This is a genomic window from Corallococcus sp. Z5C101001 (genome assembly GCF_007352635.1).
GTDB classification, from domain to species: domain Bacteria; phylum Myxococcota; class Myxococcia; order Myxococcales; family Myxococcaceae; genus Corallococcus; species Corallococcus silvisoli.
Map to the genome: position 1 here is coordinate 36162 of NZ_VKLU01000021.1, position 14870 is coordinate 51031.

Genomic DNA, 14870 nt, shown 5'->3' on the forward strand with positions numbered 1-14870 from the left:
CGACGGGCGCCTCGCGCGCCCTGACGCCCGCGACCCATGGACACCGAGGCCCTCAAGAAATCCCTCCTGAAGAAGTTCCAGGAGGTCACGGCCGACCGACTCCAGAAGATCCAACTGGGAGTCATCGACCTGGAGAAGGAGACCGCGGAGCAGGCCGCGGACGACGTCGCGCGCGAACTGCACACGATGAAGGGCGAGGCCCGCATGTTGGGCCTGGCCGCCATCGGGCAGCTCGCGCACGCGGCCGAGGACGTCCTGCGCGCCGAGCGCGAAGGCAAGACGGCCACCGAGACCGCCACGGACGTCATGCTCCGCGCATGCGACGTGCTGTCGGACCTCCTGGAGGACCTGGACGCCGCCCACACCGGCACGTCCGCCACCGAGGAGATGGTCAAGGCCCTGTCGGAGGTGTCCGGCCATCCGGTCCCCGCCCTGGGCCCGGTGCGCAAGCCCGCCGCCTCCGCCGCGCCGCCCGTGGCCCCGCCAAAGGTCGTGGCTCCGCCACCAGCGGCCACGCCCGCGGTCGCCGCGGCTTCGTCCGCGGTGGCCGCGATGCCGCCCGCGCAGGCCGCGCCCGTCGCACCGCCCTCCGCCCCGGCGCCCAGCCCCGCGCCCGCGAAGGAGGACGAGGCCCCGAACCCCGCGAAGGCCAGCTCCATCGCGGATCGCAGCATCCGCGTGAACGTGGAGGTGCTGGACTCGCTGGGCCTGCTCGCCGGCGACCTGTTGGTGGAGAGCGCCCGTGGCCGGCTTCGCAGCACGGAGACGGCGCAGCTGTTCGAGCGCTTCAGCCGCCTGGGCGACCGCTTCCTGCGGATCTCCGAGGACGTGGAAGTGCCGGACGCGGTGCGCACGGAGCTGGAGCGCGCGGAGGCCGACCTGCACATGCTGCGCGACGACGCGTTCCGCTTCGTGCGCCGCAACGGGGACGGCATCAACACCCTGCACGGCAACCTGGCGCAGCTGGCGGACCACGTGGCCGAAGCGCGCCTCGTGCCGCTGTCCACCGTCTTCGACGCGTTCCCCCGCGCGGTGCGCGACATCGCGAAGACGCAGAACAAGGAAGTGGACCTGATCATCGAGAACGCCGACATCGGCGTGGACCGGTCCATGCTGGCCGACGTGCGCGACGCGCTGGTGCACCTGCTGCGCAACGCGGTGGACCACGGCCTGGAGTCTCCGGACTTCCGCCAGCAGATGGGCAAGCCCGACACGGGCCGCATCCGCATCCGGGTGCGCGTGGACGGCGACATGCTCCACATCGAGGTGGAGGACGACGGCCGGGGCATGGACACCGACCGGCTCAAGCAGGTGGCCGTCAACAAGCGCCTCCTGTCGCCGGTGCAGGCCGCGGCGCTGTCGGAGCGCGAGGCCATCGAGCTCATCTTCCGCCCCGGCTTCTCCACCCGCGAGACGGTCAGCGAGCTGTCCGGCCGCGGCGTGGGCATGGACGTGGTGAAGCGCAAGGTGGAGACGCTGGGCGGGTCCGTGGGCGTCACGAGCCGCCAGGGCCGTGGCACCACCGTCACGCTGCGGCTGCCGCAGTCGCTCGCCCTGATGAAGGTGCTGCTGGTGCGCCTGGGCGACGACGTCTATGGCATGCCCGCAGCGGACGTGGTGGCCGTCATGCGCATCAAGCCGGATGACCGCATGGAGGTGTTCGGCACGCTGGCGGTGCGGCACCGGGGGAAGCCCACGGCGCTCGTGGCGCTGGGGCCCTTGCTGGGGCTCAACGGCGGCAACCGCTTCGACAAGCCGCCCGCGGTGGTGGTGCGTCACGGCGACGACTACGCCGCGTTGGTGGTGGACGGCTTCGTGGACGAGCGCGAGGTGGCGGTGAAGCCCTGCGGCGGTGAGTTCCTCAAGGGCGCGCCCTTCATCGCGGGCACGGCGGCGCTGGAGGACGGGCGCATCGCGGTGCTCCTGCACGTGCCGGACATCATGACGGAGGTGCGCCGCATGGCCCGCCCCGTCACCCAGGCGCCCGCCAGCCGCCGGCTGCGCGTGCTGCTGGTGGACGACTCGCCCATCGCGCGCGCGACGGAAGGCGCGCTCGTCAAGGCGCTGGGCCACTCCGTGGAGGAGGCGCAGGACGGCGAGGAGGCGTATGCGAAGGTGCAGACGAACACGTACGATCTCATCCTCACCGACGTGCAGATGCCCAAGCTGGACGGCTTCTCCCTCACGCGGCGGCTGAAGGGGACGCCCGCCGTGGCGCGCATCCCGGTCATCATCCTGTCGTCGCTCGCGTCGCCAGAAGACAAGAGGCGCGGGCTGGACGCGGGCGCGGATGCGTACCTGGTCAAGGGCGAGCTGGGCGTGGAGAGCCTGGCGCAGTCCATCGATCGGCTGACCTGAGGAGCCTCTCGTGGGCGGCGGCACGGCGGTGACGGGACTCGCGTTCCGGGTCCTCCTGGTGGGGCGGGGCCTGCGCGCGCTGGTGCGCGGGCTCTTCGACGGGGAGTCCCTGGTGGCCGTGGGGCCCCCGGAGGCGGAGTACGCGGGCGCGGAGGGCGTCGTCCGGCGCCACTTCCCGGACGTGCTCCTGGTGGACCTCCTCTCCTCGGAGGCGCTGGGCGCCATCGAGCGCGTGATGGCCGTGCGGCCCACGCCCATCCTCGCGCTGCACCCGGGCGTGCTCACCGGACAACAGGCGTTCCAGGCGCTGGCCCTGGGCGCGCTGGACGTGATGGACCGGCCCATGAGCCCGGGGCCGGACTTCTGGGCGGCCGTCGGCCGCAAGCTGGTGATGCTCGCGCAGGTGAAGGGCGTGCGCTCACCACCGGCCTCACCCCGGGCCTCCCGTGCGCAGCAGGCGCAGGAAGGACCGACAGCTCCGTTTCCCCTGGTGGCCCTGGCCGCGTCGCTGGGCGGGCCCAAGGCGGTGGCGCAGGTGCTGCGGATGATTCCGCGGGGATTCCCGGCGCCCATCGCCTACTGTCAGCACATCAGCCAGGGCTTCACGGAGGGCCTGGCGCATTGGCTGTCCACGGAGACAGCGCTGCGCGTCGTCGAGGCGACGCACGACGCGTGGATGGAGCCGGGCACGGTGTACATCGCGCCTTCGGGAGGACATCTGCTGGTGAAGTCGGATGGCCGTCTGGAACTGGATTCGGGACCCGCCCTGCGAGGCTTCCGCCCATCGTGTGACATGCTGCTCACTTCGGCCGGGGAGGCCTTCGGCTCGCGGTGCATTGGCGTCATCCTGACGGGAATGGGCCGTGATGGCGCCAGGGGCCTGAAGGAGATTCGCGAGCGGGGAGGGCGTACCATCGCGCAGGACGAGGCGACGTGCGTCGTCTACGGCATGCCTCGTGAGGCGGTGCTCCTGGGCGCGGCGCAGCAGGTGCTGCCGCTGGATGTCATCGCTCCGACGCTCGTGCAGTGGGTGGACGCGTGCTGAACGTGGGCAACAAGGTGCTCCAGCAGCTCTCCTCGCTCCTCCTGGAGCGGGCAGGGCTGAAGATCACCCTGGATGGCTATCACAGCCTCCGGCTGGCGCTGTCCACGCGCATGCCCGCGCTGGGCCTGAGCGACCCGGAGAAGTACCTGCAGAAGTTGATGAGCGCGAGCGGCGAGGAGGAGCTGCGCGCGCTCTTGCCGCTGGTGACGGTGGGGCACACGGAGTTCTTCCGCGACGCGAAGCAGTTCCGGGCGCTGGAGCAGAGCGTGCTGCCGGAGATGCTCGCGCGGGCCCGCCGTGAGATGCGCAGGGTGTCCATCTGGTCCGCGGGCTGCGCCACTGGCGAGGAGCCCTACAGCCTGGCGCTGGTGATGGCGGAGCTGGGGGCGCTCGCGGTGGAGGTGGACCTGTGGGCCACCGACCTGAACCTGGCCGCGGTGGAGGCCGCGCGGCAGGGGCGCTTCTCCACGCGGCGGGCGATGGCGATTGGTCCGGAGCGCCTGCAGCGCTTCTTCCGCTCGGTGGAGGACGGCTACGAGGCGTCGCCCATCCTGCGCGAGTACATCCGCTTCGACGGCCAGAACCTGGCCGCGCCGGTGTTCGACAAGGTGTCGCCCGCGTCGCTGGACCTCATCCTGTGCCGCAACGTCATCATCTACTTCGACCTGCCCACCATCCGCGGGCTGATGGACCGGTTCCTCGCGGCGCTGCGCCCGGGCGGGCTGTTGTTCCTGGGGTACTCGGAGAGCCTGTTCAAGGTCTATGACCGCTTCGAGATGATCGAAGTGGACGGCGCGTTCGTGTACCGGCGCCCGCTGGGGGAGCGCCCCCTGCCGCCTCCCCGCGTGTCCCTGGCCACGGAGCCGCCGCCGCGCCCGGGCAGTCCGGAGTCCTTCGCGCAGGAGCTGCGCCAGCGGCTCCAGGCCAGCGCGGAGGCCGCGGCGAAGCTGCGCGCGGCGGGCATCGCCGAGGCGTCCGGGGTCCGCTCCGGGGACGCGCCCCGCAGGCCCACCACGGAGATGCCCGCGGTGAGCCCCCTGGCGGGGCGGCGCACGGGGGAGTTCCCCGCGCTCCGGACCGAACCGCCTCGCGCCGTGGACGCGCCCCGCCGCGCGACGACGGACCGGCCCTCCGGTGCGTTCCCGGTGGTGCGGGTGGAGACCGCCGCGTCCCGCCCCGGGGTGGACGGCGGCGCCGTGCGCTCCAGCGGTTCGTGGCCGCAGCTGCTGCCGCCCGCGGAGCGCCTCAACATGGCCGTGCGGAAGATGGTGCAAGGGGACTTCGCCGGCGCCATCGATGGGGTGAAGCGCCTGCTGGTGGACGAGCCGTCCGACCTGGACGCGCTCCTCACGCTGGGCAACCTGTACTCGCTCACCGGCCACATTGGAGAAGCGCGTGACACCTTTGGCCAGGCGCTCCAGCGCGAGCCCCTGTGCGTGGAGGCGCGCGTCTTTGGCGGGGTGGCGGCGATGCAGGCGGGGAGCCTGGCCGAGGCCCGCTCCGAGCTGAGCAAGGCGCTCTTCCTGGAGCCCACGCTGGCCATTGGCCACTACCTGCTGGCGCAGGTGCAGGAGCGCACGCAGGAGTTCGAGGCGGCCCGCCGCAGCTACCGCAACGCGGTGGCGCAGCTGAAGTACCCGCAGCGCCCGCTGGCGGGGCACTACCCGGAGATGCTGGATTCGGCGGAGGCCATCTCCCGCGCGGCCCGCTATGCGCTGGCCGCGCTGGAGGAACAGCCGGGCTGAAGGGCCCGGCGGGGGGTCAGTCCTTCAGACCGCCCTTGACCTGCTCCAGGCTCTTGGCTGGATCCAGCACGGAGCCGAACTTCTTCTGCAGGTACGTCTTCGCCTGGCTGCGCAGGAGCATGCCGGGGTCGGTGCCCTCACCGGACACGGCCTTGTCGGTGATGACGAAGCTCGCATCCAGGTTGATGCCCATCACCTTGCCGGCGAGCTTCGCGCCCTCGTCGCCCTGCCAGTCCGACTTCACGCCGTACTTGCTGCCCCAGTACTGGAGGAGCTGTTCGACGCGCTTCTTGACCTCGTCCTTGGGAAGGTTGTGGGGGACTTCGAACTTCAACGTGCCCATGGCGTGACTCCTGTATCCGCGGATGAAAGAGGGTGCGTCCGAGCGGTTTAGTGACACCGGGCCGGAAAGTGAACCGCCGTCTTCGCGCGTCTGTCATCCGCCGGCCGGGCGGGGGGCCTTCTTCCGGGGGCGCCGCGCCTTCGCGGGGGCGGGGGCCGCCGCTCCGGGTGGAGCGCCCCAGCGCTCCAGGTACGGGGCCAGGTCGAACTTCTCCGCGGTGCGCAGCGAGCTCATGGGCCGCACCTTCCCCAGCACCGGGCGCTCCTGGAAGGGCCGGTCGTGCAGTCCCAGGACCCACATGAAGTTGGCGACGCTCGCCGGGTCGCGTCCGTCCACGGCGTAGGTGTCGTTGAGCCGCGCGATGCGGTCCAGGGCCTCCTGCGGCGTGGGGCTCCATTCGAGGATCTTCTTTCCCCAGAGCATGCGCAGGTAGTTGTGGATCCGGCCGCGCTCGCGCAGCTCGCGCTGGGCCGCGTTCCAGAGCGGGTCCTCGGTGCGGCCCTGGTCCAGGTCCTCGTAGGTGTAGCGGTGTGGACGCGGATCCTTCTGGTGGCGGGAGAGCGTCTCGCGCGCCCAGGCGGGCAGGGAGGCCACGCTCAGTTGCTTCGGGCCGGGCGTGTGGAAGCAGTAGTTGAAGCCCAGCTCGCGGCGCACGAGCAGCTCTTCCAGGAAGGATTGGACCGAGGGGTGGTCCTTGCCCTTCGCCGCGATGGCCGCGCGCGCCGCCTCGCCCGGGAAGAGGTTGCCCCAGTGGTAGTAGGGAGACAGGTTGGACTGCATGCCCCGCCCCGGATCATTCCTGCCGGTGTCGTAGTCCTTCAGCCGCTCGTGGAGGAAGGCGTCCAGGGCCTTCAGGCCCGCCTTGCGGCCGCCGCGCTCCGCCAGGGGCTTCACGGCGTGGTCCACCGCGAACGTGTCCAGCGCGGCCCGCGCTTCGGCCGCGTCGGAGAGGTCGAAGTCCGGCTGGAGCGACGCTCCCGAGACCCGCGCCTTGCGCTTGGGCAGGAGGTGCTCCAGGTACTCCGGCCACAGCTTGCGCAGCTTGGGCCGCAGCGCGTACGCCCCCACCTGCGCCGCGGGGATGCGCTGCATGGGCACCACGCACGACGCGTCCACGGCGATGAGCGGCACGTGCAGCGCCTTCGCCGCGCCGCGGAGGTGTCCCGGGATGATGTACGTGGGGAAGAGGTCCGACACGACAGCCGCCGCGCGCTTGCCCAGGCTCGCGAGCCGGTGCTTGTGCTCCTTCGCCGTGCGCGGCAGCTCCAGCCAGTATGGCAGCCCCCGCGCGGCGCAGCCCCGGGCCATGTCCGCCATGCCCTCCAGCGCCCACGCGTGAAGTCGCTCCGACGCATAGGGGTAATCCGGGCGGATGGCCTGGTAGACGACGACCGGCAGGCCCAGGTGGTTGCCCAGCGCGATGGCGGCGTCCAGCGCGTGGTTCTCCTCCCAGCGGTGATTGACCATGCACCAGTAGAGAACGAAGTCCCGCTGTCCTGGAGGGAAGGGGACGTCCTTCACCACCTGGATTCGAGCGGAGTCGACCGCGAGTTCGGACCACGAGATTCCTTCAGGCATGGGCTCGCGAGAATCTTTGACGCGCGGCGGAAAACCAACACCCGCCAACCGGTTGTGGTTTTCTGCCAAACGGCCGGACCCAAGGAGCCCTACGCGTGTCACACCGTCGAACCTGGAACCTCCCTGTCACCGTCCTCGCTGTCGCGCTGATGTTGCCCGGCATGGCCTTCGCGCAGGCGGGAGGGACGGGCGTGTACCCGGCGCCCCAGCCGCCGCCCGCGCCCGCGCCGCCGATGTACGCGGCGCCGCCGTCGCAAGAGGCTCCGCCGTCCCAGCCCGCGGCGCCGTCCGACGACGCCTACGGACGGCCCTCGTCGAGCCCGGACGCGGATGGGTCCGCGCGGCCGACGGACCCCTTCGACACAGGCGCTCCCGCGAGCGACGCGCCCCGCCTGCCGCCGGAGCCGGACCGCCTGCGCACCGAGCCGCAGGCCCCGCTGACCGAGCGGCCGTTGAGCGTGCACCAGGAGTCCACGTCCGACGCGGAGGCCGCGGCCGCCCGCATCCGCCCGCCGCCGGAGAACAGCGGCATGTACCTGGACGGCCAGCGGCGTCGGGGGCCCTTCCTCTCCGGTCCCGGAAGCCTGCGGTTCGTGCTGCACCACACCGCGATGGGCGCGCTGGGCGGCTTCTTCACCCAGGCCTTCGCCAAGGACTTCAGCTTCGACCGCAGCTCGCGCGAGTCGATGCTCGCGGGCACCCTCATCGGCGCGGGCCTGGGCTTTGGCGCGTCCGCGTGGTGGCAGTTCAACAACTGGGTGGACACGCCCATGGCGAACTTCAGCATCGCCAACTCGCTGGTGGGCGGCATGTTCTTCGCGGGCTTCATGGACCTGATCACGCAGGACCCGGGCGTGCTCACCTGGTCCGCCTTCCTGGGCGCGGAGCTGGGCGCGTGGCTGACGGCGGGCATTGGCGGCGGACAGCTTCCGCTCGCGGACGGACTGCTGGTGGCCTCCGGCGCGGGCTGGGCGGCGGCGTACAGCGCGCTGCTGCTGGCCATCGTCCACTTCTCCGGCACGTCCATCTCCGGCAAGACGTGGAAGGACATGCTGCTCATCTCGCCGGGCGTGGGCGCGGGCGTGCTGGCGCTGGCGACCATGCGCTACAACCCGACGCCGTCCCAAATCCTGCGCGCGGACTTCTTCGGCGCGGGCGTGGGCGCGGCGGTGCTGCTCCTCTCCGGGGTGGTGCTGGGCGGCTTCAACCAGTCCACGCCCTACGTGCTGTCCTTCCTGGGCTCCGCGGGCGCCATCACCACCGTGAGCCTGCTGTGGGAGGAGAGCGTGGACCGGTCCGCGCTGCGAAGCGGGCACTCCGCCAAGGACCGGCCCTACAAGAACGTCTGGTGGTAGACGGCCTGGAGGACGGGCGAGCAGGCGTCCTGGCGCGTGGGGAGGGGCGGCACCACCTTTCCCCGGTATGGCGCGCGTCCTCCCGTTCTCGGCCCTCCTGGCCTCGCTGGACTCCTCCCTGGAGCCCGGTGACGGTCCTCCTCGCGGAAACGCGGCCCCGCTGCCCACGCACGTGCGGCCCCTGCTGGAGGCCGCGAACCCGAGCGCGGAGCTGCGCCGCCTGCGCGACGCCGGTGGCCTGCTGAAGGATGCCCGTCCGGCGCTCTACGTCGTGGAGCTGCACGGGCCCGCGGGCCGGTTCTCCGGTCCCCCGGTGCGATACCTGCTGTGCGCGCTGACACCGGACGCGGTGCCGTCGCTGGAGCAGGACCCCTACCGGCCGCGCGCGTGGGAGGTGGAGCCCGCCGTCACCCTGGTGGCGGATGACCATGGCGCCCTGCGCGCGTTGCTGGCCGAGGCCGCCGAGCGCGGCATCTCCGTCTGGAAGGGGCAGTACGACGGCAGCCCGGTGTCGCTCCTGCGCATCGAACCCTCGCCGGTGTCCAAGCGGCTTCAGGCGGTGTTGGATCAAGCGCCCATGCGGCCCCTGGCGGCGCTGAGTGAGAAGGGCGCGTCCCTGGCGGCGGTGGTGCCGCTGTCCGAGCCGGGCCTGGAGCTGTGCCCCATCCACCGCGCGCTCAAGGGGGTGGAGACCTTCCAGGAGGACACGTTCCTCACGCTGGTGTCGGCCTATGCGCGCGTGATGGAGCTGGACGCGCCGCTCACCACGCCGCAGGGTCTGGCGGCCGCGCGGGAGCGGTTGGCCACGCTGGTGCCGGGTCAGCACGCGGTGCTGCTGGTGTTGCCGGGAGGGCGGGGCCGCATCCTGCGCTTCCGTCAGGGGTTGGATCTGGCGCACCTGAAGGGCGCGCCCCGGAACCCCACGCTGCGCAGCCTGGATCTGGCGCTGCTCAACGCGCTGGTGCTGCGCACGGTGCTGGGCATCCAGGAGCCGGAGTCCTCCGGACATCCGCAGGTGTATCCGGTGCATGGGCTGGAGGCGCTGGTGCGAGGGGTGGAGGCCGGCACGTTCCAGGCGGGCTTCGCGCTCAACCCGCCGCCCGTGTGGGAGGTGCGGGCGGTGATGGAGGCTCAGGCCACGCTGCCGCCGCGCACCCTGCGGGTGGAGCCGCGCGTGCCAGCGGGGTTGCTCTTCATGGATCCCGAAGTCTGACGGCCACGTGCGGGCGCTGACGGGAACCCCGGAGGACTGGCCCCGCCGGGTGCGGCTGCGGTTGGAGCCGGGGCCGGGGGAGACGCTCGACGCCATCTGCGGCGGTGAGGTGCAGGTGCTCCAGCGCCGGCTGGGCTACCGCTTCACGTTGGATCCAGTGCTGCTGGCGCACTTCGCCGTGTTCGAGGCGGGCGCGCACCGGGGGCGGCTGCTCGACCTGGGCACGGGGTGCGGCATCATCCCGCTGGTGCTGGCGCGGCGGTTCGGGCGCTCGGAGCTCACCGCGCTGGAGTTGCAGCCGGGGCTGTTCTCCCTGGCCGAGCGCAACGTGTACCTGAACCGCAGCGAGGGCGCGGTGTCACTGGTGCAGGGCGACCTGCGGCAGGTGCCGGAGATGTTCCCCGCGAGCAGCTTCGGTCACGTGGTGTGCAATCCGCCCTACCGCGCGCGCACCGCGGGCCGCAGCAACCTGTCCCTGGAGAAGGCGCTCGCGCGGCATGAGATCGCCTGCGAGCTGCCGGACGTGGTGCGCGCCGCGGCCTACCTGCTGGTGCCCCGGGGAGGGCTGTGCATGGTGTACCCCGCGTCGCGGTTCAGCGAGCTGGTGTCGGTGCTGCGCACGCTCCAATTGGAGCCACGCACGGTGCGCATGGTGCACCCGAGGATGGATCGGCCCGCGAAGCTGGTGCTGCTCCACGCGGTGAAGGGCGGCCGGCCGGACCTCACCGTGCTGCCGCCGCTCCTCGTCCACGCGGACGAGGACCCGGCCTTCAGCGACGAGGTGAACGCCATGGTCGGCTGAGCGGCCGGGCGCCCCAGCTCCAACTGTCTTGGGGAAAACAGGCATCTCTCCAGACGGCCGGGCAGGGTAGAGTCCCCGCCCTGGGGCCTGGACCGGAGGCCCCGTCTCGCGAAGGCAGGGTGCGATGCGCGTGGACCTCCACTGCGCGGTGCGATGGCGAATCCAGGCCTGGAGCGGCTGGGTCGCGGCCGTGCTGGTTCTCTTCGGTGGCCGTGCCCTGGCGCAGACACAGGCCGACCGGCTCTATGTGGGCTTCAGCCTCATGGGCGGCGGCGCGCTGGAGGCCGGCCGGACGCGCGTGGAAGAGCGGCGGCTGCTGGAGCTGCGGGTGCCCCTGCCTCCGCTCGTCCTGGGCGGCACCTGTTGCCCTCGGTCGGCTACGAGACGCGGCGGATGGGCGCGAACGTGCCTCGGCCTGGAGGCGCGGGCGAGGATGAGGTGGATCGCCGGTTCCATCGCATCCAGCTGGGGCTCACGCTCGTGCGGCCCGTGGCGCCGCGCTGGATGCTCATCGCCGGGGTGCAGGGCAGCACCCGCACGGACTTCGAGTCGTCCTTCGACCTCGCGCTCGACACGTCCTGGGTGACGTACGTGATGGCCAGCCATCAGTTGGGGGACACACCCGGCTTCGCGGTGTCGTTCGGGCTGGTCGCGCTGTGGCCCTTCGATGGCCTTCCCGTGATTCCCCTCGCGAACGTGACCTATCGCCGGGGCCCCTATGTCGTGGAGGTGGGCCTGCCCCGGCTCACGCTGCTGCGAAAGCTGGGGGACACGGTGGAGCTGGGGATCGTGGGCGCCCTCGACGTCCAGGTGCTCCGCACCCGGTTCGCGCCTGAAATGCAGGCGCTGGACGCGCACTACCTGCGCGAGCTGCAGGTCCGGGCGGGGCCCACCGTCAACGTCCACCTGGGCAGCGACCTCTGGTTGAGCTCCACGGTGGGCCTGTCGCTGATCAACGACTACGCGCTGCTCGACCGCCAGCGCGACAACCTGAACATCCCAGGGCTCAAGATGGGGCCCACGCCGTACGCTCGCATGATGCTGGGCTGGCGTCCTTCGCCGGCTCGGGAGAAGGCGCGGATGTCGCGCCCGGCCCCCTGACTCCGGGGCCGGGAGGTGCCATTGCCGGAGGGCCGTGGCCTACTTGGTCGCCGGGGTGTCGTCCGCCAGGGGCTCCGGGCCCGCTTGCGTCCCCGTGGGGGCCGCCTCCACTCCCACGCGGTCCATGAACGATGGCTGCATCTGGGACAGGTAGCGCTCCAGGTCCTCCCGAGCCGCGTCGGCGCGAGGGTCCGCCCGCCGCGCGTAGCACTCGGCCCTCGCCAGGAGCAGGGCGTGGTTCCAGGGCACGTGCGGCTCCAGGGGCGCGAGTCCATCCGCGCACAGCTCCGCGCCGCCCGCGGCGACCGCGATCTGGGCCCGGGTCAGCTCCCGCAGGCTGGTGGCAGCGCTGACGGCGAAGGGCTGCTCGAGTGCCGTGTAGAGCCGCCGCCCCAGCTCCGGTGAGCGCTGGGCCACCCGCAGCGCCATATCCAGCGCCGCATCCGTCAGGGGCCGCACGGGCCAGGGATCCTCGCGCAGGGCCGTGAAGGCGCGCTCCAGGAGCGTCACCGCGCGCGCATCCTGTCCCTGCGACTCCAGCGACAGGGCCTCCAGCATGTCCGCGTCGACCGGGAGCCGGGCCCTCAGCGACTGCACGGCCGCGTGCGCGTCCGGATGCCTCGTCATCACCAGGGCGCGGGCCAGCGAGTACAGCTCGCGCGGACCCTGGGGCTGCCGCTTCATCTGTCGCCACAGGGTCAGCACCTGGGCGTCGTTGCCCGCGAGCGCCGCGGAGACGAAGGCCTTGTAGGGGAGGACGGGCTCGGGAATCTGTTCGAGCACGGTGGAGCCCAACCAGATCCTCAGCTCCTCCACGCGGGTCCAGTTCGGAGTCCCGCCCGCGAACTCCATGCGGTCCAGGTGGAGCCGACCTGCCACCCGGCGCAGGTCCGCCATGGAGAAGCCGGTGGCGCGGCCGACGTTGCGCGCGAAGGCGAACTCCATGGAGGACAGGTCGTCCGTGTTGATCATCTCCGAGCCGCCCTTCGCGACCGCCCGCCCGAACCCCGCGTTGCCGATGAAGTGCGCGAGCACTCCCTCGAGCTCGTCGGTCCGCCACACGGAGTAGAGGGCGCGGCGATAGGGCTCCTCGGTGATGCGTACGCGAAGCTTCGCCAGATCGTGCGGGACCGGCTTCTCGGACGCGACGAGCAGCAGGTCGCCGCTGTGGGTCTGCCACGTCTCCACGGACGCGAACTCCGAGGAGAGGGTGGCGTAGGCGCTTTGGATGGTGAGGGCGTCGACCTCGTAGGCCTGGAGCCACTGGAGGAAGAGTCCGCCCTCCGCGAGGCGCTGCTTGGCGGCCTGGTAGAACTCGCGGGTGAAGAGGCTGGAGATGCCAGCGCGGTAGGGGTTGGAGGGCTCGGAGAAGATGATGTCGTAGCGCTGGGGCGTGGTGAGGAGCACCTCGCGCGCGTCGCCGATGGAGGTGTGGACCTTGGGGTTGTCGAGGACGTTCTCGTTGACGGCGTGGCAGCGGCGAGCGACCTCGAGGATGGCGGGTTCGATCTCCACGACGTCGACGCGCTCCATCGAAGGGATGCGGCCGAGCCAGCCCGCGGTGCTGCCGGTGCCCAGGCCGATGACGAGCGCGGCGCGGGGATCCGGATGGAGGAGCGCGCCGAGGAGGCCCGACATGATCTGCGTCGGCGCGTCGCCGATGGCGTTGCCGTCCACCTTGCCGTTGACGATGAAGTTGAGCCCGTTGTCATCCGCGAGCGCGACGCTGCTCTCCACACCCTCGTGCTCCCAGGCGATGTCCGCGCGGAAGGAGGACAGGAACCGGTCGATCTGCTGGATGTCAGGGTCGCGGAGGCCCGAGCGGCCCGCGCCGATACCGGAATGGCGCCAGGCGGCGGTGGGGCCCTGGGCGGTGAGCAGGAGGATGGCGAGGGAGGTGGCGAGGGCAGGGAGAATCAAGGCGCCGCGCTGTCGCTCGCGAAGGAAGGAGAGGACCGCGGCGGCAAGGCCGAGTGCCGCGAGCAGACCGGCGACGGCCTGCCACGTGACGGGCGCGGAGAGGAGGGGAATCACGCCGAAGCCACCCGCGAGGGAGCCGACGATGGAGCCGCCCGTGTTCCACGCGTATACCTGCCCCACCTGGCGTCCTGCGTCCTGCCGCCCGCGACCGATGAGCGCGAGCAGCAGGGGGAACTGCACGCCAGAGACGAACGCGGCGGGCAGCACGACGATGGACGTGATGAACGTCCATCCGAGCGCCATGCCGCTCAGCCCCAGGCCTCCCAGCGGGCGGAGGAGTGCGGCGAGGATGGCGAGCCTGTCGCCGAGGGCGAAGGGGACGGCCATGAGGACGGCTTCGGCGGCGCAGGTAAGCGCGAAGCCCTGGAGGGTGGCGGGGCGGTGGCGGAAGAAGACGGTGTAGGCGGTGCCGCCAAGGCCAATACCGAGGAGCGCGAGGGCGAGGATGAGGCCGAAGGTGAAGGTGGTGCCGCCGAGCAGAGGCCCGAGCATGCGGTACCAGACGAGCTCCATGAGGAGGAAGGCGAAGCCGACAACGGCGGCGGAGACGAGGACGAAGGCCTGGGGTGGGAGGCCTTGCGCGGTGCCGACGAGCGCCGTGGGCGGGGTGACGGAGGCCGAAGCAGCAGGCGGCGCGGCGGCCTCCGCCGGAGGCGAGGAGGCGGGGCTCGCCTCCATGGAGCGGCTGACGGAGCGCGCGGTGATGGCGACGAGGGCGTTGAGGAGGCAAGCACTCCAGAGGGTCGTGCGATTGCCGAGCACTTCGAGGAGCAGGAACGTGGACGCGACGGCGCCCGTGACGGCGCCCAAGGTGTTGATGCCGTAGAGGAGCGCGAGGTCGCGGCGGTGAGGGTCCTCGTCGGAGAGGACGGCGCGGGCGGCGGCGGGGAGGGTGCCGCCCATGAGGATGGTGGGGACGGCGAGGACGAGCAGCGACAGCAGCAGGCGCACGACGGTGCCGAGGCCCAGGCCCAGGACGGGTGTGCCCCCGAGCGCGATGTAGAGGAAGCGAACGGCCTCGACGAGGAAGGGGCTGAGGGCGGCGCTGGCGGCGATGAGCAGCTCGAGGTTGGCGTAGAAGTCGAGCGGACGCGGCTGGCGGTCCGCGCGAGCGCCGAGCAGCGCGCTTCCCAGCCCGAGGCCCGCCATGAAGATGGCGAGGACCGCGGCCGAGGCGGCGGTGGAGGCCCCGAAGATGAGGCGGAACTCTCGCAACCACACTGTCTGGTAGACCAGCGCGCAAAGCCCCGAACCGAAGAGGAGGGGAGCCACCTTCGCGACACGTGCGTTCATTACGGCCCTCGAGGAGCGCGCGCCCGTCCCGGTCGTGGCGGGTCACGTCTCCCTGTC

Annotated in this window: 10 protein-coding genes; 7 read left to right on the forward strand and 3 right to left on the reverse strand. The window is 71.8% G+C overall.

The genetic code is table 11. From position 1 onward, the window contains the following. Positions 1 to 36: 36 nt before the first annotated feature. Genes FOF48_RS33920 through FOF48_RS33930 form a run of 3 tightly spaced genes read left to right on the forward strand, consistent with a single transcriptional unit; the run spans position 37 to position 5148 of the window. Complete coding sequence (locus tag FOF48_RS33920) at positions 37 to 2358, forward strand: hybrid sensor histidine kinase/response regulator (RefSeq protein ID WP_143908724.1); 2322 nt, start codon at positions 37 to 39, stop codon at positions 2356 to 2358. Positions 2359 to 2368: 10 nt separating this feature from the next. Then, a complete protein-coding gene (locus tag FOF48_RS33925; protein ID WP_143908726.1) occupies positions 2369 to 3403 on the forward strand; it encodes a chemotaxis protein CheB in 1035 nt (344 codons plus the stop codon). After that, positions 3397 to 5148 carry a protein-glutamate O-methyltransferase gene (locus tag FOF48_RS33930; RefSeq protein ID WP_143908728.1) on the forward strand — a complete coding sequence of 584 codons (1752 nt, stop codon included), beginning with the start codon at positions 3397 to 3399 and terminating at the stop codon, positions 5146 to 5148. Before FOF48_RS33925 ends, FOF48_RS33930 begins: the two co-directional genes overlap by 7 nt. A 16-nt stretch (positions 5149 to 5164) precedes the next feature. Here FOF48_RS33930 and FOF48_RS33935 read toward each other — a convergent pair whose 3' ends face one another. Both FOF48_RS33935 and FOF48_RS33940 read right to left on the reverse strand, forming a co-directional pair. Next, positions 5165 to 5491: a polyhydroxyalkanoic acid system family protein gene (locus tag FOF48_RS33935; protein ID WP_143908730.1), complete on the reverse strand. Its 327-nt coding sequence runs from the start codon at positions 5489 to 5491 to the stop codon at positions 5165 to 5167. 93 nt (positions 5492 to 5584) lie between these two features. After that, complete coding sequence (locus FOF48_RS33940; RefSeq protein ID WP_235685821.1) at positions 5585 to 7069, reverse strand: deoxyribodipyrimidine photo-lyase; 1485 nt, start codon at positions 7067 to 7069, stop codon at positions 5585 to 5587. 95 nt (positions 7070 to 7164) lie between these two features. On the opposite strand from FOF48_RS33940, the gene FOF48_RS33945 reads away from it, so the two are divergent. The 4 genes from FOF48_RS33945 (at position 7165) to FOF48_RS33960 (ending at position 11540) form a co-directional block, all read left to right on the forward strand. Continuing rightward, positions 7165 to 8424, forward strand: coding sequence for a hypothetical protein (locus tag FOF48_RS33945; protein WP_186002184.1), 1260 nt, complete (start codon positions 7165 to 7167; stop codon positions 8422 to 8424). Between the two features lie 67 nt (positions 8425 to 8491). Continuing rightward, positions 8492 to 9637, forward strand: a complete 1146-nt coding sequence (locus FOF48_RS33950; RefSeq protein WP_143908732.1) for a DUF1015 family protein — start codon at positions 8492 to 8494, stop codon at positions 9635 to 9637. 7 nt (positions 9638 to 9644) lie between these two features. Next, positions 9645 to 10439: a tRNA1(Val) (adenine(37)-N6)-methyltransferase gene (locus tag FOF48_RS33955; protein WP_143908734.1), complete on the forward strand. Its 795-nt coding sequence runs from the start codon at positions 9645 to 9647 to the stop codon at positions 10437 to 10439. A gap of 363 nt (positions 10440 to 10802) precedes the next feature. Continuing rightward, the gene (locus FOF48_RS33960; RefSeq protein ID WP_143908736.1) at positions 10803 to 11540 is read left to right on the forward strand and encodes a DUF6268 family outer membrane beta-barrel protein; all 738 of its coding nucleotides are present in this window, start codon (positions 10803 to 10805) and stop codon (positions 11538 to 11540) included. Between the two features lie 39 nt (positions 11541 to 11579). Here the strand turns inward: FOF48_RS33960 and FOF48_RS33965 are convergent, their stop codons facing one another. After that, on the reverse strand, positions 11580 to 14813 hold the full coding sequence (locus tag FOF48_RS33965; protein ID WP_143908739.1) for a fused MFS/spermidine synthase: 3234 nt from the start codon (positions 14811 to 14813) through the stop codon (positions 11580 to 11582). Positions 14814 to 14870: the final 57 nt, after the last annotated feature.

What these genes read in the sequence shown, in the direction of transcription:
- FOF48_RS33935 (WP_143908730.1), bottom strand. Translation starts at nt 5,491, where the DNA reads ATGGGCACGTTGAAGTTCGAAGTCCCCCACAACCTTCCCAAGGACGAG.
- FOF48_RS33950 (WP_143908732.1), top strand. Translation starts at nt 8,492, where the DNA reads ATGGCGCGCGTCCTCCCGTTCTCGGCCCTCCTGGCCTCGCTGGACTCC.
- FOF48_RS33920 (WP_143908724.1), top strand. Translation starts at nt 37, where the DNA reads ATGGACACCGAGGCCCTCAAGAAATCCCTCCTGAAGAAGTTCCAGGAG.
- FOF48_RS33940 (WP_235685821.1), bottom strand. Translation starts at nt 7,069, where the DNA reads ATGCCTGAAGGAATCTCGTGGTCCGAACTCGCGGTCGACTCCGCTCGA.
- FOF48_RS33965 (WP_143908739.1), bottom strand. Translation starts at nt 14,813, where the DNA reads ATGAACGCACGTGTCGCGAAGGTGGCTCCCCTCCTCTTCGGTTCGGGG.